The sequence below is a fragment of the Tundrisphaera macrotermitis genome, from assembly GCF_051175315.1.
GTDB lineage: Bacteria > Planctomycetota > Planctomycetia > Isosphaerales > Isosphaeraceae > Tundrisphaera.
Genome location: NZ_CP195100.1, coordinates 3,662,542 through 3,683,718 on the forward strand (window position 1 = coordinate 3,662,542; position 21,177 = coordinate 3,683,718).

A 21,177-nucleotide genomic window follows, 5' to 3' on the forward strand; every position below is an offset into this window, starting at 1 on the left:
GCCCCCCGGCGCGGTCAGGACGTCTGGGCCACCCAGGTGCGGGCGATGTGGTGGAGGTCCGGGGCGTCCCCGGTCGGTTCGGCGAAGAAGTGGGCTTCGAGCCTTTGGATCGAGGCGACCAGCTCCCGTTTCTTGGGGTCGGGGAGGCCGTTGTTGCGTTCGATGTCCCGGAGCAGCCCGAGGACCGAGAACGGCGTGACCGGGTCGGGCATCGGGAACCGCGCCGCGGCGGCCGGGGCCGGGCGGGGCCAGAATCGCCAGGCGAGCAGGGCCCCCAGCAGGGCCGCGACCACCCCTCCGGCCAGCCACCACCGGCGGTCGCCGCCCGGGGTGCCGTAGTTCCCTTCCAGGGTGATTTCCGGGCCGACCGAGGCTAGGTCGGCGTCCTGGTAGCGCTGGTAGGTGATCCCGGCCCCTTCGACCTTCCCGGCCGGGAACCGATAGACCCGGGGCCGCTCCGGCAGGCCGGGGGCGGCGTTCAGGGTCACCAGCCAGGTCCGTTCGGAGAGGATCGCGTTCCCCTCGCCATCCGGGTCGAAACGGGAGACCGAGACGCCCTGGTCCTCGGTCTGGGCGACCCGGAAGTCGCCGGGGCGGAGGTCGACGATCTCCTCCAGGGGCGGCACCAGCCCCCGGGCGGTCGCCTTGATTTCGAGGATCAGCCGATCATCCTTGGCCTGCCGCTCGTCGAGGGTCTGGACGACCTGGAGGTTGGCGCACGGCCGGCCCTTCGGCCCGGCGGCCGAGGCGTCGATCGGCACGGGCGGGGACTCGACCGGCAGGATCATGTAGCCCGAGGTGTCGAGGAAGTCGAGGTCCAGCCGCAAAGGCGGGACGGTGTCCACCTTGGGGCTCCTGGCCTTGAGCAGGACGTAGGCATAGGGCGTGTACCGCCACCCCTCGGCCCCCGGCAGGGAGCGGGAGTTGACCTTGTCGTCCTGGAACGTGACCGACAGGATCTCGAAATGCTCCTCCAGCGCCTGCTTGGCGGCATCCTGGAACTTGTCCCGGTAGTTCTCCAGCGGACGCCCATAGTTGTAGGAGAACATGTTCCCCTGGTTCTGATTCTGGAGGTAGCGGCCGAACCCGCCCGACTCCCGCTCGATCTCCCGGGTGTGCTGGAGGTCGACGAACAGCCCGAACGGCCGCCCCGAGCCGACCTCGGCGGGCCCGTCCACGGAGGACCGGAGCCGGATCTCGGTGACCAGGTCCTTGTAGTAGGCGTAGACCTTGCGGGCCTCGCGGGCCTGCTCGTCATCCCCCACGACATCGAACCCCGCCTTGAGGTAGCGGAACTTGACGGCGGGGTTCAGCCCCCCCATCCGGGTGAACAGGGCGTTGGCGAACCGGGCCATGTGCCGCTTCGCCGCCTCGCCGGGCAGGGCCATAATCGCCTCGCGGATCAGGGCCGGCTGGCGGGGGTCGGCCAGGGTCTTCTCGTTGATCGCCCCGAGGTCGCAGGCCCCCAGCCCGGCCAGGAACCACATGTCGAAGGCGGCCGACGACTCCTCGTCCTCGGACATCGAACCCACCCGGGCCGCATACAGCCGGGCGGCCTCGCGGAACCCGTCCAGGGCGGCGTTGCGGCGGCCGGCGAAGGCGGACGAGGGGTCGATCTCCTGGCGGTAGGCGTTCTCGTCGTGGGCCAGGGCCGCGCGGGCCAGGGTGAGCGACCAGTCCCCGGGATGATCCTGAAGGCCCCGATCGACGATCGAGCGGGCGACCTCGTAGCCGCGGAGGACCTCGGCCCGGATGTCCTTCTCCTTGCGCTTGGTCTTGTTCTGCTCCTGGACGGCGGGGGCCCGCCACATCCCGCCGAGGTTGGTGCGCATCTGCTGGGCCATCTCGGCGAGCGTGGCGGGCTTGAGGGCGTCGAACCGGCCGAGGACCGCCTCCATCGTCTCGATCCGGTAGACCTCGGCGGCGCCGTGGCAGGCGGTGAAGGCCTTGGCAATCAGCGACTCGTCCAGCTCCCGGAAGGGGAGCTTGCGGAGCCGGGCGACCCATCCGGCCAGCTCCTTGAGGTTCCGCTCCTGCTTGGATCGGGTCAGCGGGATGCTCTCGGCCTTGCGCTCGAAGCCGAACATGTAGACATACGGGTTGCGGGCGTTCCGCTCGGCGTTGGGGTCGTGGTTGCGGGTCCAGACCCGGAGGAACTCCTCCGCCTGCTCGCGGGCCCGCTCGGGGTGGGTGGCGGCCAGGCTCTCGATCGAGGGGAATGCCTTCTCGTCCTCGCCCACCTTGAGGTAGAGCGACGAGGTCACGGCCGCGTACCTAGGCTTCACCCCCTCGTCGAGCCGGGCCAGCCAGGCGGGGCCGGGCATGGCCTCGATGATCTTGGCCACGGGGATGGCCCGGGGGAAGTTGCCCCGGTTCCCCATGTTCATCTGGTTCTGCTCTTCGTTGAACATCTGCTGATAGAAGAAGTTGCCGTAGATGTCGCGCTGCATCCTCGGGCCGAGGCTGGTGGACTGGTCGTACTGGCGGGAGAACTCGGCCTCGGCCAGCCAGGCCCCGGCGAGCAGGGCGAGGCTGCCGGTCCACCGGGGATTGTCGCCCGATGGGGTGGCGAGCAGGGCCTCGACGGCGGTCTTCTGCAGCTCCAGGAATCGCTGGCGGGCGTCGGGGTCGAACGGCTGGGCCTGGAGCCCGCGCGAGGCCGACCCGCCGATGGCGGCGATGATCTCCATCCCGCGATCGGGCCGGGCGGTGAAGCTGTCTTCGAGCCAGCGCCGGCCGAGGTCGTCGCGGATCTTGGGGGCCAGCTCGACGGCCCGCTTCAGGGCTTCTTCCTTCTGGTCCGGGTCGACCTCGCCCACCGCCAGGACGGCCATGGTCACCTGCCAGGCCCTTTCCAGGTGGACCGCCTTCTTCTCCTTGCCGTGGAGGGCCAGGTAGTGGACCGACAGCAGGTTCAGGGCCTCGCGGTCGTTGTCGGCCTCGGCCTTCTCGGGCGCGGGCAGGAACGCCCCGGCCTCGATCGGGTTGCCCGAGGCGAGCAGGATCCGGGCCGCCTCGCGATCGGCGAGCCGGCCCGGCCGGGACTGATCGGCCTGCGACTTCCGGACCAGCGTGATGAAGTCCTCGACCGAGTCCCCCTGGGACAGGGCCAGCCGGAGGAGTCGCCCCAGGCCGGCCAATGTCTCCTTCTCCCGCCCTAGGGGCGCCAGCTCGGCCACGGCCAGGACGTCGCGGGCCAGCAGGGACGCCTTCTCCGGGAACGAGCCGTTGTTGCCCTGGGCCGCCCGCCCCGCCGATCCCTCATCGCCCGGGCTGGGAAGGGCGGAGACGAGCCGCTTGTAGAGGGCCTTCCCCTCGGCCTCGGGCAGCGCGGCGAGGAACCGGCCGGCGGCCGCCCAGTCGCCGAGCGTCACCTGGCGCCGGAAGGTGGCCAGCTCGGCATCGAACGGGTCGGGGGGGGCCGATTCGGCCTTACCTTCGGCGGGCGGCGAGGCCGGCTCCTGCTTCTTGACAGGTTCCTCCGCCGGGGTCGACCACGCCTTGAGGATCGCCGACGGGCGACGGTCGAAGGTGAGCTGCTGGATCTTCTGGAGCCGTGCCGTCGCCTTGTTCCCCTCGTCCTTCGGCTTCTCGTCGGCGAAGACGTTGGCCGGCAGCTCGCCGGTCTTCGTCGCTTCGTCCGGCTGGGTCGTCGCGGGGGTGGGGGCAGAAACCTTGACGGAGACGGTCGTCTGCCCGGAGGCAACCGGGACGACGGGGGCCATGGCGAACAGGCCCAGGAAGACCGGCAGGACCCGGGATCGTGCGTCCATGATGGTATCGCTCAGGGTGGGGATGCGGGGGGTGGGGCGGCGGGCCGAGGACCGGCCGCGTGGCGTCGTCTCGCCCCACGCGGCCGGGATCGGGGATCGGACCGGGATGCGATCAGGAACCGGCACCATCGGGGGGCGGCCCGGCGCCGGCACCTCGGGAGTCCTTGGGCGTCTCGCTCGGCTTCTGCCCGGGCTTCTTGCCCGGCTTCTTGCACTGGCCGCTCTTGCAGTTCTGGCAGGGCTTAGGGATAGCCATCCCCTGGAGGTCGCCGGGCTCCATCCGGGCCAGGCGGATCGTGCTCTCCAGGTCCTCGCGGCTCAGGGCGGCGGCGTCGGCGTCGCCGGCCGACTCGGCCTCCTCGGCGAGCTGGCGGTAGGACTGGCGGGCCGACTCGATCTCCGGCTCCCACACGTCGCGGCCCAGCCCTTCGAGCTTCATCAGCCAGGTGGCGTAGTACTGCGAGTTGGCGAACGCCGACCGGGCGCGGCGGGACGTGGCGGGGTCGGCGGCGGGATCGGCCTGGATCTCCTCGACCAGCGCCTGGAGGTCGACGTTGGCCTCGGGCAGCTTCCCGGCGTTCATCCAGGCCTTGTCGCGTTCCAGCCGGACGCGGCGGACGTCGGCCGTCCGTTCGGCGGGGATCCGGGCCAGGGCTGCGTCGTAGGCCGCCGCCGCCTTCTGCCAGTCTTCCAGCGCGGCCTGGCGGTCGGCGTCGGCGAGGGCCGCCGCGACCTCATCCAGCCTCAGCCGATCCTGGCCGGGTCCGTAGTGATAGGCCGCGCCCGCGACCGGGACCAGCAGCCAGCCGAGAAACAGGAGCGTCCGCATCGGGTCTCCTCCCAGGGATGAGTCCGGCCGGGGCCGACGTCGGGTCGGGCCGCACGGATCCAGATCTACCTTATCCGATCGGCTCGGGCATCGAGAATCCGAAACTTTCCGACCGGCCCGGATTGGCACGGGTCGCCTTCGCGGCTGACCCGATGATCGTCCCGGTGGGCCACCGCCAAGTCCTGCCCTACGGCCGGGGCTCAAGGGGGATCTCCGGCCGCGCTGATGGGCCGGGGCGGACGGGACCTCCGGTAGACGCGGAAGGTCTGCCCATCCAGGACCCGGTCGCATCCGTCCAGGGCCCCGGCCAGCTCTGGCCAGAAGCGGAAGCCGACCCAGTCGGGGTCGACCATCACCACGATCACCTCGGCCGAGGCGATCTGGTCGGCCTTGCGGCGGACCTCGATCGGCAGGGTCAGGCCCGGGCAGAGGTAGGCCGCGATCGGCCCGGCGAACTTCGGGGCCAGCGGCACCGACCCTTCGACGAGGCCGAGCAACACCGGCCGATGGCCCCGGCTCAGGTCCAGGACCTGCCGCCACTCGGCCCGCTCGTCCGGGGTCGACCAGAGTCCGAGCGTCTCCCCGCTCGGCGACGCGGCCCGCCGCTCCATCGCGGTCGCCACCAGCTTGGAGCGGTCGTTGACCAGCAGGAGCACCGCCAGCATCCCGGCGAACGCCACCCGCCCGCGACCTCCCTTGCCCAGCACCGCCAGCCCCAGGATCAGGATCGGGAAGTAGTAGGTCCAGGACGTCCGGTGGGCGAAGAAGCAGGTCACGAAGATGGCATGGAGCGTGGCACAGCAGGCGACGATCTCGGCATCGCGGGCCCGCTCCGGGTCGAGCCCTCCGCGTGCCAGCCGGATCAGGGCGACGAGCCCGCCCGCGACCAGACCGACGCTGCCGATCAGCCAGAAGCCGACCTCGTAGCGGAAGTAATCCCGGAGCCCCGCATCCGGCAGGATCCAGAACTGGCGGCCGATCCCCCGGAAGAACCCGAACCCGGCCAGCCGATAGATCTCCGCCCCCCTGGATGGGACCAACGTCCCGAGCACCGCCCCCACGCCATAGAATCCGGACAGGATCAGGGCCAGCCCCCCGCCCACGATCGCCGCCGGAAGGATCGCCCGAAGCCGGTCCTTCCACGGCAGCCCGCGCGAGGCCGCCGCGATGCACGCCAGCAGGCAGGCCCCGTAGACATAGGCCATCGACGGCTTGACGAAACACGCCGCCGTCGCCAGGGCCAGGGACGACGATCGACGGCCTCGGGACTGCTCGGCCAACGCATGCACCAGCAGGGCCGGCTCCAGGACGTGGACGATGGTGAAGTTGGTCGGGAACAGGATGTCGGGCATCGCCAGGGCGATCAGGGCGATCCCCGGCCAGCCCACCCTCCGCGACACGGCCACGCGGGCCATCCCCCAGGCGATCACGCAGGTGCCCAGCACCACCTCCAGCCGGTACGCCCCGGGCGTCAGCCCGGCGATGCCGTACCAGATCCGGTTGAGCAGGAGGGGCAGGAGGCCGTAGGCGCAGGCGAAGTCGACGGTCGGCCGGAAGCCCCGGGCGATCAGGTCCTGCATCGACAGGTCCACGCCCGAGTCGTTGCCGATGTAGCGGGTGAACCGCTCGCCGGGTGACTGGAACCAGGCCAGCGCAAGGACCTCGGCCACCAGGAGCAGGCTCAGGGCGAGGCAGGCCAGTCCCGAACGTCGACCCTCTCGTTCAACGGAGGACATCATGGGCCCGCCCGGCCTCCGATCGTTCGGATCCCATCGTCCATCGCCCCGGCCGTCGGATCGCGTGGACCCCGGGTCGCCACGCCGTGCCGAACGCCCGCTGCAGGGCCGGCAGGAAAGCCAGGATCGCGGCCCCCAGGCCGGAGGCGAACAGGGCGTACTCGCGCCGGGTGAGCCGATCGAGCGTGGTCGGGCGGGGGATCGCGGTGAGCCGGGACAGGAGGTCGGAGGGGAGGTGCTTCTCGTTGGCGTCGTGGTAGGTGCCGTGGAGCCGGGCGGCGATCTGCCGGAGGGCACCCGAGTCCTGCCGCGACTGGCGGCCGTCGATGAACGTCCCGGCGCGGGGGTCGCCCACGCCCACCACCAGAACGTCGGAGATCGATGCCGGGAGCCGGGGCATCCCGGTGGCGGGCACGGTGTCGCCGTCGGAGACGATGATCAGCAGCGTGCTATCGGGCCGCCAGGGGTGGGCGATCCGCGCGGCCTCGGCCAGTCCGGCGAACAGGTCGGTCTTGCCCACGGGGAAGGCGAACTGCATCGGCAGGTCGGCCAGGATGTTGCGGACCACCTCCATGTCCTTGGTCCCCGCCACGACCGGCTTGGCCCCGCTGTAGAAGGCGATGACCGAGAGGAGATACTGCTCGATTGGCACCCTCTGGAAGAACGACTCCATCACGGCAGTCGCCCGCTCGCGGCGGGTCTGGTCGCCGCCCGGCCCGGCATCCTTGAGCCGCATGCTCGGCGATACGTCGAGGATCAAGACTACGTTGCGTCGCTGGTTCTCGGGCAGGGTTTCCGCCGGCCTCGGGACGGGCGGGAGGAGCAGGAGGGTGGTCAGGCCCCAGGCCACGGCCGATCCGGCCGCGACCCGGAGCGTGGGGGCCGTCCGGGCCCAGCGGGCGGGCCGCCCCGACGGACCGAAGGCCAGGCGGGCGACCCGGGCGACCCGTTGGGCGTGGAGGGCTTCGGCCGCGAGGATCACGATCGCGGCGGCGAGTGCGGCCAGTTCGGCTACCACGGCGTGTACCTCAGCCCGAACAGGGAGGTGGCGGCCATCAGGCCCAGCGTCGCCAGGCCGGCCAGGGCATACGGCCCGAAGTCGTCGAGCGTCTCGGCCACGGTCTTCTTGAGCTTGGCCTGCTTCATCGCGTCGATCCGCCGGAACACGGATTCGAGCCCGGCCGGGTCGCCGACGCTGAACACCTCGCCGCCGGTCATGCTGGCGATCACGGCCATCTGGGGCGGGGCGTCCCCCTCGGCGACGTGGATGATGAAGACGGTGATCCCGTCCTTCTTCAGCTCCTCGGCGATCGCGGCATCGTTGCCGTTATTCAGGTCGGCGCTGACGCCGTCGGTGACCAGCACGATCATCCGGTCCCCTTCCTCGCGTTCGGCCAGGGTCTTCCGGCACTCGCGGAGGGCCTTGCCCACCAGGGTCCCCTGCATCCAGGGGACGCCGTTCTCCGGCTTCATGAACGGCGGGGCGCACCGCAGGGCCGACGGATCGCTCGTCAAAGGCACCCAGCGGAGCACGTTGTTGGCGAAGAAGGTCAGGCCGAAGGCGTCCCCCGATCGATTCGCCAGGAACTCGTCGATCGCCTTCATGGAGGCGTCGTAGCGGGTCCCCTCGCCGAACGGCGAGATCATGCTCCCGGACACGTCGACGCAGAACTCGATGTTGGTCAGCATCCGCTCCGTCTTCGGCTCGCCCAGCCGCTGCGGCCCGGCGAGGATCACCACGACGATCCCCAGCAGCACCGGGGCCAGCGATTCCCCGAGGTCGAGCGCCGCCCGCCACCTCTTCCCCGACGAGCCTTGCCCGTGGTCGAAGGGCAGGGCGACCCGGGGCCCGTGCTGACGCCAGATCCGCACCAGCAGCCAGGCCGGGGCGAACAGGAGGAGGAGCGCCCAGGGATGGGCGAAGCTGAGGCTCATCGGGCCTCCCCGTCGGGGATGTTGCGGTACGGTGCGAGCAGCGCCGCGACGTCGACCGGGCCGGCCGAGCCCGGGGGCATGTGCAGCCAGGCTTCCAGCCGGTTGAGCAGGGCGCCGGCCGTCGGGTCGGACCGGATCGCCGCGATCGCCGCGGCGGGGGGCAGGGCTTCGAGCCCGAGCCGGCGCCGCCAGTGGTCGATCAGCATCCGTTCCAGCTCCGCGTGCTGCCCCTCGGCCAGCGTGCCGGCCATCGCCGACTCGACCAGGGGGCGGAGCCGGTCGGCGAGGCTCGGGGCCACCGCGCCCGGGCGATCGTCCTCGACCCTGCGCCGCTTGCGGCCGACGAGCAGGATGGCCAGCAGGCCGGCCACCCAGGCCGCCGCGGCCAGGAACATCAGCGGGCGATACAGCCCGGGGAAGGCGGTGGGGGTCGGCGTCAGCGGGTGTGGCTCGATCTGCCCCGGCGGGAGGATCGCGACGACCTTCACCGGGATCGGGGGCAGGTCGGCGGTCGAGCCCCCGTCCTTGCGGCGGAGGGCGTCCCGGAGGTCATAGTCCCCCGGCTCCAGCCCGTAGTAGAGCAGGTTGTAGCGGAACGCCGTCCCGTGCGGATAGACGTCCACGACCCGGACAACCACCTTCGCCCGGCGATCCTCGATCGGCCTCGCCTCCAGCTCCGTCCCGGGCAGGACGATCTGGTCGATCCGCGCCGGCATGCCCACGGAGGGGGCGGCCGACCCGGGGGCGGGGCAGGCCCAAGCCAGGGAGACGAGGAGACCGAAGGCGAAGCGACGGTGCGACGAGATCATCGGGCCCCCCGGCCGAGCAGGTTGCGGGACTTGAAGTAGAGGCGGAGCCGCGAGGCATAGGGCTGGTCGACGTCGATGATCAGGTGGTCGATCCCAGCCCGCTTCAGTTCGTCGCCGGCCTCCGTCGCCTCCCGGCCGTGCGACCGGCCCCGGGCGACCAGGTGGCGGCCGGTCTCCGCCTCCCGGGCGCGGACGAATCCGACGCCGGGGTGCGGGCGTTCGGCCGGGTCGCGGAGGTGGAGGACGACGGTGTCGTGCTCCTGGCCCATCCGCTTCAGGGCCGGGATGGCGCGGGGGTCGTGGAGGTCGCTCAGGACGATCACCAGGACCCGCTCCGACAGGCTCGGGGTCAGCTCGATCACCCGGTCGCCGAGCGTGGTCCCCTCGTCGTGGCGATAGGTCCGGAGCCGGTGGAGCCACTGGAGGACCAGGTCCTTGGACAGGCTGGGCCGGACGTGGATCCCGCGCCCGCCCACGCCCAGCAGGCCGACCGGGCTGATCCGGTCCAGGCAGGCCAGGGCCAGGCCTCCGGCCAGGAAGACCGCCGTCTCGTACTTGGTGGTCCGGCCCGACCCGATGGTCATCGAGGCCGACGTGTCCACCAGCAGGTAGGCGGGCAACCGCTTGGGGGCCTCGTACTCCTTGACGTGGAACCGCCGGGTCCGGGCCGTCACCCGCCAGTCGATCGACTTGACCGGGTCGCCGAACTGGTACGGTCGGGACTGGACGTATTCCTGCCCCGCCCCCAGGAACGGGGAGCGATCCGTGCCGTAGCTCAGGCTGTCCGCCAGCCGCTTGATGGCGACGTGAAATTGCCTCGAATCGAGGATCTCGGCGCCTTCGATGCGTCCTTCCACGGGCCGTCCTCCGGTCAGGCGTGCTGCACGGGCTGGCCGTTGCGGGCGGCGATCCCGGACGGGCCGAGGATGTCCCGGAGCACGTCGGTGCCGGTGAGGCCGTCGGCCAGGGCCTCGTAGGAGAGCCGCATCCGGTGGAGGATCACGTCCTCGGCCAGGGCGAACAGGTCCTCGGGAATGACGTAGTGGCGGCCGTGGATCAGGGCCCGGGCCCGCGACGCCTTGACCAGCGCGATCCCGGCGCGGGGGCTGCAACCCAGCTCGACGGCCGGGTGGCGGCGGGTCCGGCCGACGATCTCGACGACGTGGTCGGTGAAGGTCTCGCTGACGTAGACCTCGTGGACCGCCTCCATGGCCCTGACCAGCTGTTCGACGTCGCCGACCGGCCCGCCCTCGATGGCGTCGAACTCGGTGCGGACCACGGCCCCCTTTTCCTTGCGGCTCACGCCGAGCGCGGCGTTGCGGCGGAGGACTTCCTTCTCCTCGGCCGGCTCGGGGTAGGCCAGGCGGTGGCAGAGCATGAACCGGTCGAGCTGGGCCTCGGGCAGTTCGAAGGTCCCGCTCTGCTCGATCGGGTTCTGGGTGGCGATCACCAGGAACGGGGCGGGCAGGGGGAAGGTCTCGTTGCCGATCGTCACCTTCCGCTCCTGCATCGCCTCCAGCAGGGCGCTCTGGACCTTCGGCGCGGCGCGGTTGATCTCGTCGGCCAGCAGGAGGTTGGTGAAGATCGGCCCCTGGTGGATCCGGAACTCGCCGGATTTCTGGTCGAGGATCTCCGACCCCAGGATGTCCGAGGGGAGCAGGTCGACGGTGAACTGGATCCGGCTGAAGTGGAGGTCAATCGCCCGCGACAGGGTGGCCACCAGCAGGGTCTTGGCCAGCCCCGGCACGCCCTGAAGCAGGATGTGCCCGCCCGTGAACAGGGCGATCAGGAGCCGCTCGACCACCACGTCCTGCCCGACCACCACCCGCCCGACCCGCTCGCGGACGGCCCGGATGAAGGCGGCGGTCTCGGCGGGGATCTCGCCCGAACGTCCCGACGGCTGGGGGGTCTTGCTCATGGGAGGTGGGGGGCTCGCGGGGTGAACGGGCCGGGGGGCCGCGGCGTGACCTCGACGCATCCATCCGTGCGTCTCCGGGAAAGATTGCAACCGATCGCGGCGCCGGAGACAAGCGAAAAGGTGCGCGACCGCGGCTTCCGCGACGTCCCCTCGACGGGCCGCCCCCCGCGGCGGATACTGGAGGGAGCGACACCCCTCGAAATCCCCCTCGGAGTGCGTCGCCGGTGCCCGGCGATCGCGGAGACCCAAGGCATGCGACCCCTGCGCCATCTTCGCCTCCCCGGACTGGCCGTCGCCTTCGGCCTGCTGGCCGGCTGGGCGGTCGCCGAAGACACGACGGACCTGGCGCTCCGGGAGAAGGGGCTCCGAAAGTCCGGCTCGGCCTACATCCTGCCCGGCGAGGCCGAGGCCCAGAAGAAGCTCAACGAGGCGAAGTCCGCCTACAAGCAGATGACGGCCGCCCTTTCACGCCAATTCGGCTACGATCAGGAGTTGCGCGATAGCAAGCAGTCGATCCGCGAGATGACCCAGCAGCGAATCCAGCTCACTCGGCAGATCTCCCAGATGCAGGACTCTCCCCAGAAAAACCAGTACATCCTGATGTACAACAACCTGGGCGACCAGCTCAACCTCCTGAACCAGCAGCAGCACGACGAGGGGGCGAAGCGCGAGATCGACGGCGAGGCCGCGACCCGCCGCGAGGCCTACGTGCAGCAGATCCTCGACCTCCGGACCTTCGTCGACGCCGTGACGGCCGAGTACGCCACCCTGGCCGAGGACCCGGCCGTGAAGGGGGCGTTGGACCAGATCAACGCCAAATCCAAGGCGAAGGCGACGCTCGGCCCGTCGCGTGCATTCCTGGCCAACGTCGCCTTGCTGGAGAAGGCGGAGTCCTCCGTCCTGTCGGAGTCGGTCGACCTGCGGAAGGAAGGCGGGATCTTCTGGGTGGACGTGACCTTCAACGGCAAGACGACCCGGCCGATGGCCTTCGACACCGGGGCCTCCGAGGTCACGCTGCCCGGCGACTTCGCCGCGTCGATCGGACTGACCCCCGGGCCGGACGACCCCGTCGTGCGCTGCCAGGTCGCAGACGGCTCGGTCATCGAGGCCCGGCGGATGATCGTCCCGTCGATGCGGGTCGGCAAGTTCACCGTCAAGGACGTGTCGTGCGTGGTCATGCCGGCCGACAAGAAGGACGTGCCGCCCCTGCTGGGCCAGTCGTTCCAGAAGAACTTCCTGCTCAAATTCAGCCCCGACACCGGCAAGCTCGGCCTGTCGCGGGTGGAAGCCCCCGAGGTCGCCCGGGCCCCGGCCAAGTCCAAGGCGACCGCCAAGCGGCCGGGCCGCTGATCCGACGCCGTCCACACAAATCGGAGTGCGAGCCTTGAGCCTTCCCCTCTTCCTCCAGGGCCTCGGCTCGATCGGCATCTTCGCGTCGCGGGCGTTCCTGCCCGCGTTCGCGACCGCCCTGTTGCTCCGGTTCGGGCCGCACGTCCCGATCCTGGCCAACTCGGGCCTGCTGCCCCGGGTGAGCGGGGTGCCGACCTGGTTCACCTCCGACCTCGCCGTGACCGTGCTCGGCATCCTGTCCGCCCTGGAACTGGTGGCCGAGCGGTTCCCGGAGGCCCGCGGCGTCCTCGCCGAGATCCACGGCTATCTCAAGTCCGGGATGGCGGCGCTCACCTTCCTGGGCGTGGTCAACGCCACCGACCGGGCGGTCGTCAACCCCATGATCCAGCACGCCGGCTTCCTGGAGCCATTCTTCGCGCTCGCCGTCGGGGTCGGCACCTACTTCGCCAGCCTCACGCGATCGACCATCCTCTCGCCGCTGGCGGACAACGACGAGGACGACGACCTCGGCCTCCAGGGGCTGATCGGGTGGGTCGAGGACCTCTGGGGCTTGATGGGGCCGGTCGCCCTGATCATCTTCCCGATCGCCACGGTGATCGCCTTCGGGATCGGGCTCGCCTGCGTGATCGCCGTCGAGATGCGGCTGGAAGCGGTCGGCGACTCCTCGAAGCGGGCCTGCCCCAACTGCGGGCTATCGATCCACGTCTGCGCCTCGGCCTGCCCGGCCTGCCGGGCCGAGATCCCCGCCCCGCGCGACATCAGCTTCCTGGGCATTCCCAAGAAGACGGCCGCCGACTCGGCCACGCTCCCGCATCGACTGATCTCGGTCAAGCGATGCCCCCGGTGCGCGTCGCGGCTCCGGCATCGGGCCGTCCGGCAGACTTGCGGCGAGTGCGGCTATGCCTTGATGGACGAACCGGGTGCCGTCGCCGCCTACACCGCCGCGATCGACCGCCGCGTCCCCCTGACCTGCGCCGCCTGCTTCGGCCTGGGCCTGTTGCCGGTCCTGGGCTTGATTCCGGGCGTGATCCTCTACCGGCTGATGATCATCGCCCCGTACCGCCGCTACATCCCCTCGACGCGGGGGTTCCTGATCCGTTGGGGGGTGCGGTTGACGATCGTGCTTCTGGTCGCGTTCCAGTGGCTCCCCGTGGCCGGCGGGTTTGCCCTGATGGGGATGGCCCTGATCAACTATGCGGCCTATCGCGGTTACTACAATCGACTCGCCCTATCCAAGTGAGGCAGCCGCGGCGGCCTCGCGTCGCAACGCCGGGAGCAGGGCGCCGAGCGACACCGGCTCCGAATCCTCGCGGCCCATCGCCGTGTAGAGCGACCGATACCAGGCATAGAGCCGCTCGCAGGCGGCCGATCCCGCCGGGTCGGGCTCATATGTCCGGTAGGAGGGGCAGAGGGCCTGCTGGGCCTCCTCGACCGTCCGGAACGTTCCGGCGGCGAGGAAGGCGAAGATCGCCGACCCAAGGCTCGTCGTGTCCTGCTCGGGGACCAGGACCGGGGCACCCAGGACGTTGGCATAGACCCGGTTGATGACCTCACCCTTGCGCGGGATGCCGCCGGCGTTGATCACCCGGCGCACCGGGACCCCGTGCTCGGCCATCCGCTCCAGGATGATCCGGGTCTGATAGGCGGTCCCCTCCATCGCGGCGAACAGCTCATCCGCCGCCGTGTGGGCCAGGCCCCACCCGAACGCGGCGCCCCGGAGGTGCGGGTCGCCCAGGATCGTGCGATCGCCGTGATCCCACACCAATCGCAACAGGCCCGTCTGGCCCGATCGGTAACCGGCGATCGCCCGCGACAGGTCGGCCAGGCTGGCCCCGGCACGGCGCGCGATCGACTCGAACAGGTCGCCGGCCGCCGAGAGCCCGGCCTCGATCCCCGCGTACGACGGGTGGATCGAGCCGGGGACGACCCCGCACACGCCCGGGATCGGCTCGTCGCTCTCGCTGATGGCCATCACGCAGGTCGACGTGCCGATCACGTTCACGACGTCGCCGAGGCCGATCCCCGCGCCGATGGCATCCCAGTGGGCGTCGAGCGAGCCGACCGGGATCGGGATGCCCGCCCTCAGGCCGAGGCGATCGGCCCACACGCCGCAAAGCGTCCCTGCCAGCGAATCGGACCGGGCGAACCGCCCGGCGATCCGGTCCCGGACCCCCGCCAGGGCGGGGTCGAGCCCGGCCAGGAAGTCCTCGGGGGGCAGGCCGCCCCGCGACTCGACCCACATCCACTTGTGGCCCATGGCGCAGATGCTGCGGGGGACCTCCGCGGGGTCGGTGATCCCGCACAGGACGGCCGCCACCAGGTCGCAATGCTCCAGGGCGGTGACGAATCGCGGGCGTTGCTCCGGGCGGGTCCGGAGCCAGTGGAACAGCTTCGAGAGGCCGAACTCGGCGAGGAACGTCCCGCCGCTCCAGCGGAGCGCATCCAGTCCGGACTCCTGGGCGGCCCGGGTAATCTGATCGGCCTCGCGCCAGGCGCGGTGGTCGCACCAGAGGTAGTAGTCGTCGAGCGGTTCCAGCCCCTCGCCCACCGGCACGACGGTCGAGCCCGTGGTGTCGATCGCCAGGGCCTCGACCGTCCTCCCATCGATGCCCGCCGCCGCGATCGCCCGGCCCATCGCCTCGACCAGCGCCCGCATGTGGTCGGCGTGGGATTGCGAGGCATGGTCGGGATCGCCCGCCCGGCGGTGCACCGGGTAGTCGCCGGTGCCCGAGCCGAGCCGGCCGCGCTCGCCGTCGAACAGGGAAACCCGGACGCTCTGCGTCCCGAAATCGACCCCGGCGACGACGCTCACGATTCCTGCTCCTGCGCCACCCGGACCACCTCCGGCGGGAGGGTCAGGAAGAGAGTCATCGCGGCGCTGAGGAGGTAGAGCACGGCGAAGATCCACATCACCCCGGCCACCCCCAGGGGGACCAGGAACAGCCCGACGATGGCCGGCCCGGCCCACTGGCTGGCCCCGGCGCCGAGGTTCAGCAGCGACATCGACGCCGCCTTGTGGTCCGGAGCCAGCGACGGCATGAGGGCGGACAGGGGGACGTAGCCGGCCAGGGTCGCCCCATAGAAGATGCACGCCAGGGCGACCAAAGGGAAGTTCGCGCCCAGCAGGTGGGGCGTGTAGTAGAGCAGGAGGGTGGTGATGGCCGACCCGACCCCTCCGCAGTACGCCACCGTCCGCCGCCACCCGAAGCGGTCGCCGATGATCCCGAACAGGAGGTTCCAGATGATGTTGCTCAGGAACATGAGGCTCAGGAGCCGGAGCCACTGGTTCTCGCTGAACCCGACCGTCTTCGTGAAGTAGGCCGGGAAGAAGACCAGGAAGCCGTTTTGCGGGGCGGTGTTGATCGTCCGGACCAGGCAGCCGACCAGCGTCTTCGGCTCGCGCCAGGCGATCGACAGGCTCTGGAAAAGGGTCCGGAGCGGGTTCTCCCCCTCGGGCGCCAGGCGACGGCCCCCGGTCGGCTCCCGGACCCCGAGCAGCGCGATCAGGCCGCCGGCCACGACCAGCGCGAGCGACCACCACAGGGTCGCCTCGGCCCCCACCCTCGGCTTGACCTCGCTGGCGAACAACGGCCCGAGGAACAGCAGCCCGCCGGTGAACGAGAACCAGAACCAGCCGACCGAGGTCCCCAGGCGTCGCGGCGGCGTGACCGTGGTGATCCAGATCAGGAACCCGAAGGCGAACAGCGGGTAGCCGAACCCCCGGAGCGTGTAAAATAGCATGATCTGTGAGTAGCTCTTCGCCGGCACCCCGACCAGCAGGAGGGCCGCCTCGAACACCGCCCAGATGATCAGCCCGGCCCACATCACCTTCCGGGGGCCGAACAGGTCGGAGAGGGCCCCGGAGAGCCAGGCTGCCGCCGCCGCCGTGATCCCGTACAGGAAGAAGATCCAGGCCACCTGCTGGTCCTGGGCCACGCCGATCGACGTGAGGTAGAGCGGCAGCCAGCCCTGCTCCACCCCGTCGCCGATCATGAACAGGAGGAGCCCGGCGAAGCCCCAGGCCAGGGTGGGATCGATGCCGATCCGGTCCGCGATCGAGGCCCGATCCCGACCCGCATCCTCGACGAGGACCATCGTGCATTGCTCCTGGAGAGTGGGAGGTACGAAACGTGGTGGGATGCCCCGGCCGGTCAGCCCGGCGCGGTATCGGTGGCGGTTTGGAGTCGTGCGAGTTCTTTCCGGACCTGATCGTCGTCCCAGCCCCACTGGTCGGCCATCCAGCGGGCCACCCTCTCGGCGATCTCCGCGTGGTCGGCGTGGTAGTAGTGCCAGGACGTGCGGCGGAGCAGGACGTCGTCGAGGTGGACCGCCCACTCGTCGCGGCAGCATTCGGCGACCACGTCGGCCCCGATCGGCGGCGGCAGGACCCCGCTGAACGGCCCGCCGGCCAGGGGCAAGTCGGCCGTCCGCGAGGCCGGGATCCGCCGGCCCAGGGCGTGCCCGACCTGATCCACGGCCTGCTCGGCCATCAGCCGGTAGGTCGTGAGTTTGCCCCCGGCCACGTCGAACCAGCCCGGCTCGGCCATCCGGATCTCGTGGTTCCGCGAGGTGTCCGAGGGCGACCCTGCCTTCACGTGCCGGGGGGCGATCAGAGGACGCACGCCGGCCCACGACGAGATCACGTCCTCGGGGACGAGCTTGGCTTTGGGGAACGCCCCGTTGACCACGCCGAGGATGTAGGCGATGTCCGACGCGTCGGTGCGGACGTCGGCCGGGTCCCCCTCGTAGTCGGTGTCGGTCGTGCCCAGGATGACGCGCTCCCCCCAGGGGATCACGAAGAGGATCCGCTTCCCCTCGGGCAGGACGATCGCCTGATCCAGGACCAGCCGGGACCCGTCGATGACCGCGTGGACCCCCTTGGTCAGCCGCAGCTTGACGCCGCTGTTGGGGATCCGCGAGGCCCAGGCCCCGGCCGCGTTGACCACCGATCGGGCCCGGACCTCGCCGACCTCGCCGGTCAGCAGGTCCTTCATCCCGCAAGTCCAGCCGCCATCGCCGGGGTTCCCCCCCGTGAACGAGGTGTAGTTCCGCACGGTCGCGCCGGCCTGCTCGGCGGAACGGAGGGTGTCGATCACCAGCCGCGCATCGTTGGTCAGGCCGTCGTAGTGGCGGGTCGCCCCCTTCAGCCCGTCGGGGCGGAGACCGGGGACGTGCCGGAGCACTTCCTGCTTGCTGTAGGTCGCCGACGCGCCCAGGTTGCGCCCGCCGCACAGCAGGTCGTAGATCTTGACGCCCAGCGACAGCTTCCACAGGGACCAACCGGTCTTCTCCCAGACCGGGAACAGGAACGGGAGCGGCTGGCTGAGGTGGGGCGCGTTCTTGCTCAGCCGCATCTTCTCGACGCTGGCTTCGCGGACCAGCCCGACCCGCCCTTGCGCCAGGTAGCGGAGTCCGCCGTGGAGCAGTCGCGAGGACCGGCTGCTGGTCCCCGACGCGAAATCGGACTGCTCCAGCAGGAGCGTCCGCAGCCCGCGCAGGGCCGCGTCGCGGGCCACGCCCGCGCCGACGATCCCGCCGCCGATGACCAGGAGGTCATATGGCTCCGTGCCGGTCGGGAGGGCATCCGGGCGCGAGCCACGGCGATCGGTCTTCGATCCGTTCACGATCGGGCCTCCCAATCGCCCCAGGGGCCTTCGGGCCCGAACGCCTTGCCGACGATCTCGTCGAACACCCCCAGCCGCATCGCGAGGTCGAGGCCGGTGAACCGGCGGCGGATCGTGTAGGCCTGCTCGTAGGCATCCCTGAGCCTCTGCCGGCCGATCCCGATCGCCTCGGGCGTGGTCGGGCAGCCCGCCTCGCGAAGCATGGCGCGGGCCTCGTCGAACGGGATCAGGTGCTGTTTCAGCCGCTCTCGCATCTCCGGCCAGCCGGCCCGGATTCGCCCCAGCTGGTCGCGGAGGGCTTCGCGGGTGGGATGCTTGGCCGCCATCTCGATCCGCGCCTTCTCGGCCAGCTCGCCGTCGCCGTGCAGCTCGCCGATGCGGGCCTCGACCGCGTCGAGGGTGGGCCAAATCGCCGCGGCTCGATCGATGTCGATCCGGCTTGGGTCGATCCGCAGGAGGCCATCATAGAGGGCCAGCGAGGCCAGGGTGCCGACGCCGACCTTGAAACCGTGCGACGGGGCGGCCCCCTCGTGGGTGTGGTGCTGCATGTCCCAGAGGTGGCTGAACTGGTGCTCGGCCCCGGAGGCCGGGCGGCTGGTCTGCACCGCCTGCATGGCGAACCCGCTCATCATCAGGCCGTTGACCAGGCCGAGCAGGCTGTCCGGGTCGCCGGCCGCGACGCCGCGGGGGGATCCGACCCAGGAGCGGAGGCGGCCCTGGACCGTCTCCCAGGCGCCGGGGTCGATGGCCTCCTCGCCGGCCGCGTCGGCCACGATCCAGTCGGCCCCGGCCACGTTCTTGGCCAGGAGGTCGGCATAGCCGGAGGCGTTCATCCCGCGCGGGGCCCGGGCGATGACCTCCAGGTCGGCCAGCACGGCGCGGGGGGCGGGGCAGTCGAACGTCTGCTTCGATCCCTTCGCGGTGATCGAGGCACCATAGGCCGTGTATCCGTCCATCGAGGCGGCGGTCGCCACCGCCATGTAGGGCCGGCCGAGACGGTGGGCGGCGAGCTTGGTGAGGTCGTTGATCGTGCCGGAGCCGACCGCGACCGGGATGGCGGGGATCGGGGCGAGGGCCGCCTGGAGGTCCTCGGCATCCTCGATCCCGGCGTACACGTCGTCCTTCAGGAGAATCGGATCGACGGCCGCGACGCCGTCCCGGCGGAAGCCGTCCAGGACGTCGCGGCCGGCGGCCTCGAAGGTGCGCCGGTCCGCGACGATCACGGCCGACTCGCCGGGGAACTGGGCGGAGAACGCCCCGGCCGCCCGATGGCGGATGCCGGCCTCCACGGCCAGCGAGCGGGTGTCGCGGGCCGCCCGCAGGGCCCGGTCGAGGAGGGCGGCGTCAACTCCGGCGGGGTCGGGACTCATGGGTCGAGAGGACTCCGAGAAATCTGGCGGTGGCCGATCCCGCGGCGGCCCATCAGGGGGACAGTTCGCCGGGAGGGCTGGGAAGGTCGCGGGGCGGCAGGTGATTGCCGATCGCCCAATCATACAGGGTGGAGCCAACCACGCCTCCCAGGAGGGGGGCGACGATCGGGATCCAGAAGTAAGAATTGTGCGACTGGAACACCGACGGGCCCCAGCCCAGGATGGCCGTCGCCAGCCTCGGCCCGAGGTCGCGCGACGGGTTGATCGCGTAGCCGGTCAGCCCGCCCAGCGACAGGCCGATGGCCCAGACCAACGCCCCCAGGGCGAGCGGCTCGACGTAGCCGCCCGGGGCGGCGTTGCGGCGATCGGTCAGGGCCCGGACGCCGAGCAGGAGGACGGCCGTCCCGAGGAATTCGCTGAAGACGTTCCGCCAGACGACGTCGAACGCGGGGAAGGTCGCGAAGACCCCGGCGCCGCCCGCCCCCGGCCCGGCGAGCTTGCCCTCGACCATCATCCCCCGCGTCAGGTGCTCGGCCGCCTCGAAGGCCCGGAACGCCTCGGCGTAATCGACGTAGATGATCAGGGCCCCGGCGAAGGCGCCCGCCGTCTGGGCGATCCAGTAGGGCAGGACCCGGGACCAGGGGAAGTCGCCGCGGACGGCCAGGGCCAGGGTCACCGCCGGGTTGACGTGCCCGCCGCTGATCCGCCCGCTGAGGTAGACGGCCAGGGTGACCGCCAGGCCCCACGCCGTGTTGATCATCAGCTGGCTGGACGTCTTGTTCAGGAGGAGGTCGCTGGCGACCACGCCGGTCCCGATTACGATCAGGAGGGCGGTCCCGAGGAATTCCCCAGACAGTGCCGCCCCGAGGGGGGGCACGGTCACGACCGGCGATCGCTTCGTCATGGTGATTTCGCAGCCCCTTGCACGACCCGAGCCCTGGAGACGAGGCCCGGATTATCCCCGGCGCGACCGGCGAATGCAAAGCCCGCGTCCGGCGAACTTCATCCATTCTTCACGGACCATCCCGACCGAGGTTCATCCGGCTGAGTTCGAGGATCTCCGCGAGAAGCCGAGTTCCACCAGGAGGGCCTGCCCGGCCTCGCCCAGCAGGAACCGGGCAAATGCCTCCGCCTCGGCGGCCCGTCTCGATCGGGCGACGCACCCCAATCCCTGGATGATCGGTGCGTAAGCGTCCGGGTCCACCGGGACGACCCGCAGGTTGCGGTCGCCGGCCAGGGCCCGGCCCACGAATCCGACCTCGGCGTTGCCGGTGGCGACGAACTGGAACGCCTGCCGCACGCTCTCGGCCCGGACGATTTTGGGCTCCAGCCGATCCCACAGCCTCGCATGCTCCAACGCCTGCCGGGCGGCGAGCCCGTAGGGGGCCAGGTCCGGGTTGGCGATCGCGATCCGGCGGATCTCGGGGCGATCCAGGTCGGCGATCGACCGGACCTCCACGCCCGCCCCCGGATGGACGACCATCACCAGCGAGCCCCGGGCGTATTCGCGCACCGAGTCGGGCCGGATCGCGCCGGAGCGCGCGAGCGTGCGGACGAAGTCCAGGTTGGCCGAGAGGAACAGGTCGAACGGGGCACCCTGCGCGACCTGCTCCGCGAGCTGGCCCGACGATCCGAACGTGGGCTCGACCGGGATCGGGTGATCCACCCGGAAGGCGGCGACGAGGATGGGTAGCGCGTGCTGGAGGTCGCTGGCGGCTGCGATCCGCAGCGGCTCCGGTTCGGGCGGCCCGGATCGGCCCCCGCAGCCGGCGAGCAGGCCGGCGGCCAGGGCGAGGACGTCCCTCCGACCGGGGTGGGAAGAGACCGCCATGC

At 71.1% G+C, this 21,177-nt stretch carries 16 protein-coding genes; 2 read left to right on the plus strand and 14 right to left on the minus strand.

Annotated elements, in window-relative coordinates; translation table 11 throughout:
- Positions 1 to 14 precede the first annotated feature (14 nt).
- The 8 genes from TA3x_RS14715 to TA3x_RS14750 form a co-directional block, all read right to left on the minus strand.
- On the minus strand, positions 15 to 3,773 hold the full coding sequence (locus tag TA3x_RS14715) for a hypothetical protein (protein ID WP_435015405.1): 3,759 nt from the start codon (positions 3,771 to 3,773) through the stop codon (positions 15 to 17).
- 112 nt (positions 3,774 to 3,885) lie between these two features.
- A complete protein-coding gene (locus TA3x_RS14720; protein WP_435015406.1) occupies positions 3,886 to 4,602 on the minus strand; it encodes a hypothetical protein in 717 nt (238 codons plus the stop codon).
- Between the two features lie 200 nt (positions 4,603 to 4,802).
- Entirely contained in the window at positions 4,803 to 6,341 is a 1,539-nt protein-coding gene (locus TA3x_RS14725) for a hypothetical protein (RefSeq protein ID WP_435015407.1), read from the minus strand.
- Complete coding sequence (locus TA3x_RS14730) at positions 6,325 to 7,356, minus strand: vWA domain-containing protein (protein WP_435015408.1); 1,032 nt, start codon at positions 7,354 to 7,356, stop codon at positions 6,325 to 6,327. The genes TA3x_RS14725 and TA3x_RS14730 overlap by 17 nt, the downstream gene beginning before the upstream one ends.
- On the minus strand, positions 7,350 to 8,273 hold the full coding sequence (locus tag TA3x_RS14735; RefSeq protein ID WP_435015409.1) for a vWA domain-containing protein: 924 nt from the start codon (positions 8,271 to 8,273) through the stop codon (positions 7,350 to 7,352). The genes TA3x_RS14730 and TA3x_RS14735 overlap by 7 nt, the downstream gene beginning before the upstream one ends.
- Entirely contained in the window at positions 8,270 to 9,082 is an 813-nt protein-coding gene (locus TA3x_RS14740; RefSeq protein WP_435015410.1) for a hypothetical protein, read from the minus strand. The genes TA3x_RS14735 and TA3x_RS14740 overlap by 4 nt, the downstream gene beginning before the upstream one ends.
- A complete protein-coding gene (locus TA3x_RS14745; RefSeq protein WP_435015411.1) occupies positions 9,079 to 9,939 on the minus strand; it encodes a DUF58 domain-containing protein in 861 nt (286 codons plus the stop codon). The genes TA3x_RS14740 and TA3x_RS14745 overlap by 4 nt, the downstream gene beginning before the upstream one ends.
- 14 nt (positions 9,940 to 9,953) lie before the next feature.
- Complete coding sequence (locus TA3x_RS14750; RefSeq protein ID WP_435015412.1) at positions 9,954 to 11,000, minus strand: AAA family ATPase; 1,047 nt, start codon at positions 10,998 to 11,000, stop codon at positions 9,954 to 9,956.
- A gap of 252 nt (positions 11,001 to 11,252) precedes the next feature.
- Here TA3x_RS14750 and TA3x_RS14755 point away from each other — a divergent pair, with 252 nt between their 5' ends.
- Entirely contained in the window at positions 11,253 to 12,350 is a 1,098-nt protein-coding gene (locus TA3x_RS14755) for a retropepsin-like aspartic protease family protein (protein ID WP_435015413.1), read from the plus strand.
- Positions 12,351 to 12,384: 34 nt separating this feature from the next.
- Complete coding sequence (locus TA3x_RS14760) at positions 12,385 to 13,590, plus strand: hypothetical protein (protein WP_435015414.1); 1,206 nt, start codon at positions 12,385 to 12,387, stop codon at positions 13,588 to 13,590.
- Here TA3x_RS14760 and TA3x_RS14765 read toward each other — a convergent pair.
- The 6 genes from TA3x_RS14765 to modA all read right to left on the minus strand — a co-directional run bounded on the left by TA3x_RS14765 (position 13,579) and on the right by modA (position 21,175).
- Positions 13,579 to 15,162 (minus strand): ribulokinase, encoded by a 1,584-nt coding sequence (locus TA3x_RS14765; protein WP_435015415.1) that lies wholly within the window; start codon positions 15,160 to 15,162, stop codon positions 13,579 to 13,581. The genes TA3x_RS14760 and TA3x_RS14765 overlap by 12 nt on opposite strands.
- A complete protein-coding gene (locus tag TA3x_RS14770) occupies positions 15,159 to 16,445 on the minus strand; it encodes an MFS transporter (RefSeq protein WP_435015416.1) in 1,287 nt (428 codons plus the stop codon). The genes TA3x_RS14765 and TA3x_RS14770 overlap by 4 nt, the downstream gene beginning before the upstream one ends.
- A gap of 56 nt (positions 16,446 to 16,501) precedes the next feature.
- A complete protein-coding gene (locus TA3x_RS14775) occupies positions 16,502 to 17,974 on the minus strand; it encodes a glycerol-3-phosphate dehydrogenase/oxidase (protein ID WP_435015417.1) in 1,473 nt (490 codons plus the stop codon).
- On the minus strand, positions 17,971 to 19,344 hold the full coding sequence (locus tag TA3x_RS14780) for a sn-glycerol-1-phosphate dehydrogenase (protein WP_435015418.1): 1,374 nt from the start codon (positions 19,342 to 19,344) through the stop codon (positions 17,971 to 17,973). The genes TA3x_RS14775 and TA3x_RS14780 overlap by 4 nt, the downstream gene beginning before the upstream one ends.
- A 52-nt stretch (positions 19,345 to 19,396) precedes the next feature.
- Entirely contained in the window at positions 19,397 to 20,248 is an 852-nt protein-coding gene (locus tag TA3x_RS14785; protein WP_435015419.1) for an MIP/aquaporin family protein, read from the minus strand.
- Between the two features lie 132 nt (positions 20,249 to 20,380).
- Positions 20,381 to 21,175: a molybdate ABC transporter substrate-binding protein gene (gene modA, locus TA3x_RS14790; RefSeq protein ID WP_435015420.1), complete on the minus strand. Its 795-nt coding sequence runs from the start codon at positions 21,173 to 21,175 to the stop codon at positions 20,381 to 20,383.
- Positions 21,176 to 21,177 lie beyond the last annotated feature (2 nt).

Bases quoted from the DNA above. Each gene is read 5' to 3' on its own strand.
- TA3x_RS14735 (WP_435015409.1), bottom strand. From the start codon at position 8,273: ATGAGCCTCAGCTTCGCCCATCCCTGGGCGCTCCTCCTCCTGTTCGCC.
- TA3x_RS14720 (WP_435015406.1), bottom strand. From the start codon at position 4,602: ATGCGGACGCTCCTGTTTCTCGGCTGGCTGCTGGTCCCGGTCGCGGGC.
- TA3x_RS14755 (WP_435015413.1), top strand. From the start codon at position 11,253: ATGCGACCCCTGCGCCATCTTCGCCTCCCCGGACTGGCCGTCGCCTTC.
- modA (WP_435015420.1), bottom strand. From the start codon at position 21,175: ATGGCGGTCTCTTCCCACCCCGGTCGGAGGGACGTCCTCGCCCTGGCC.
- TA3x_RS14725 (WP_435015407.1), bottom strand. From the start codon at position 6,341: ATGATGTCCTCCGTTGAACGAGAGGGTCGACGTTCGGGACTGGCCTGC.
- TA3x_RS14750 (WP_435015412.1), bottom strand. From the start codon at position 11,000: ATGAGCAAGACCCCCCAGCCGTCGGGACGTTCGGGCGAGATCCCCGCC.
- TA3x_RS14780 (WP_435015418.1), bottom strand. From the start codon at position 19,344: ATGAGTCCCGACCCCGCCGGAGTTGACGCCGCCCTCCTCGACCGGGCC.
- TA3x_RS14740 (WP_435015410.1), bottom strand. From the start codon at position 9,082: ATGATCTCGTCGCACCGTCGCTTCGCCTTCGGTCTCCTCGTCTCCCTG.
- TA3x_RS14770 (WP_435015416.1), bottom strand. From the start codon at position 16,445: ATGGTCCTCGTCGAGGATGCGGGTCGGGATCGGGCCTCGATCGCGGAC.
- TA3x_RS14785 (WP_435015419.1), bottom strand. From the start codon at position 20,248: ATGACGAAGCGATCGCCGGTCGTGACCGTGCCCCCCCTCGGGGCGGCA.
- TA3x_RS14715 (WP_435015405.1), bottom strand. From the start codon at position 3,773: ATGGACGCACGATCCCGGGTCCTGCCGGTCTTCCTGGGCCTGTTCGCC.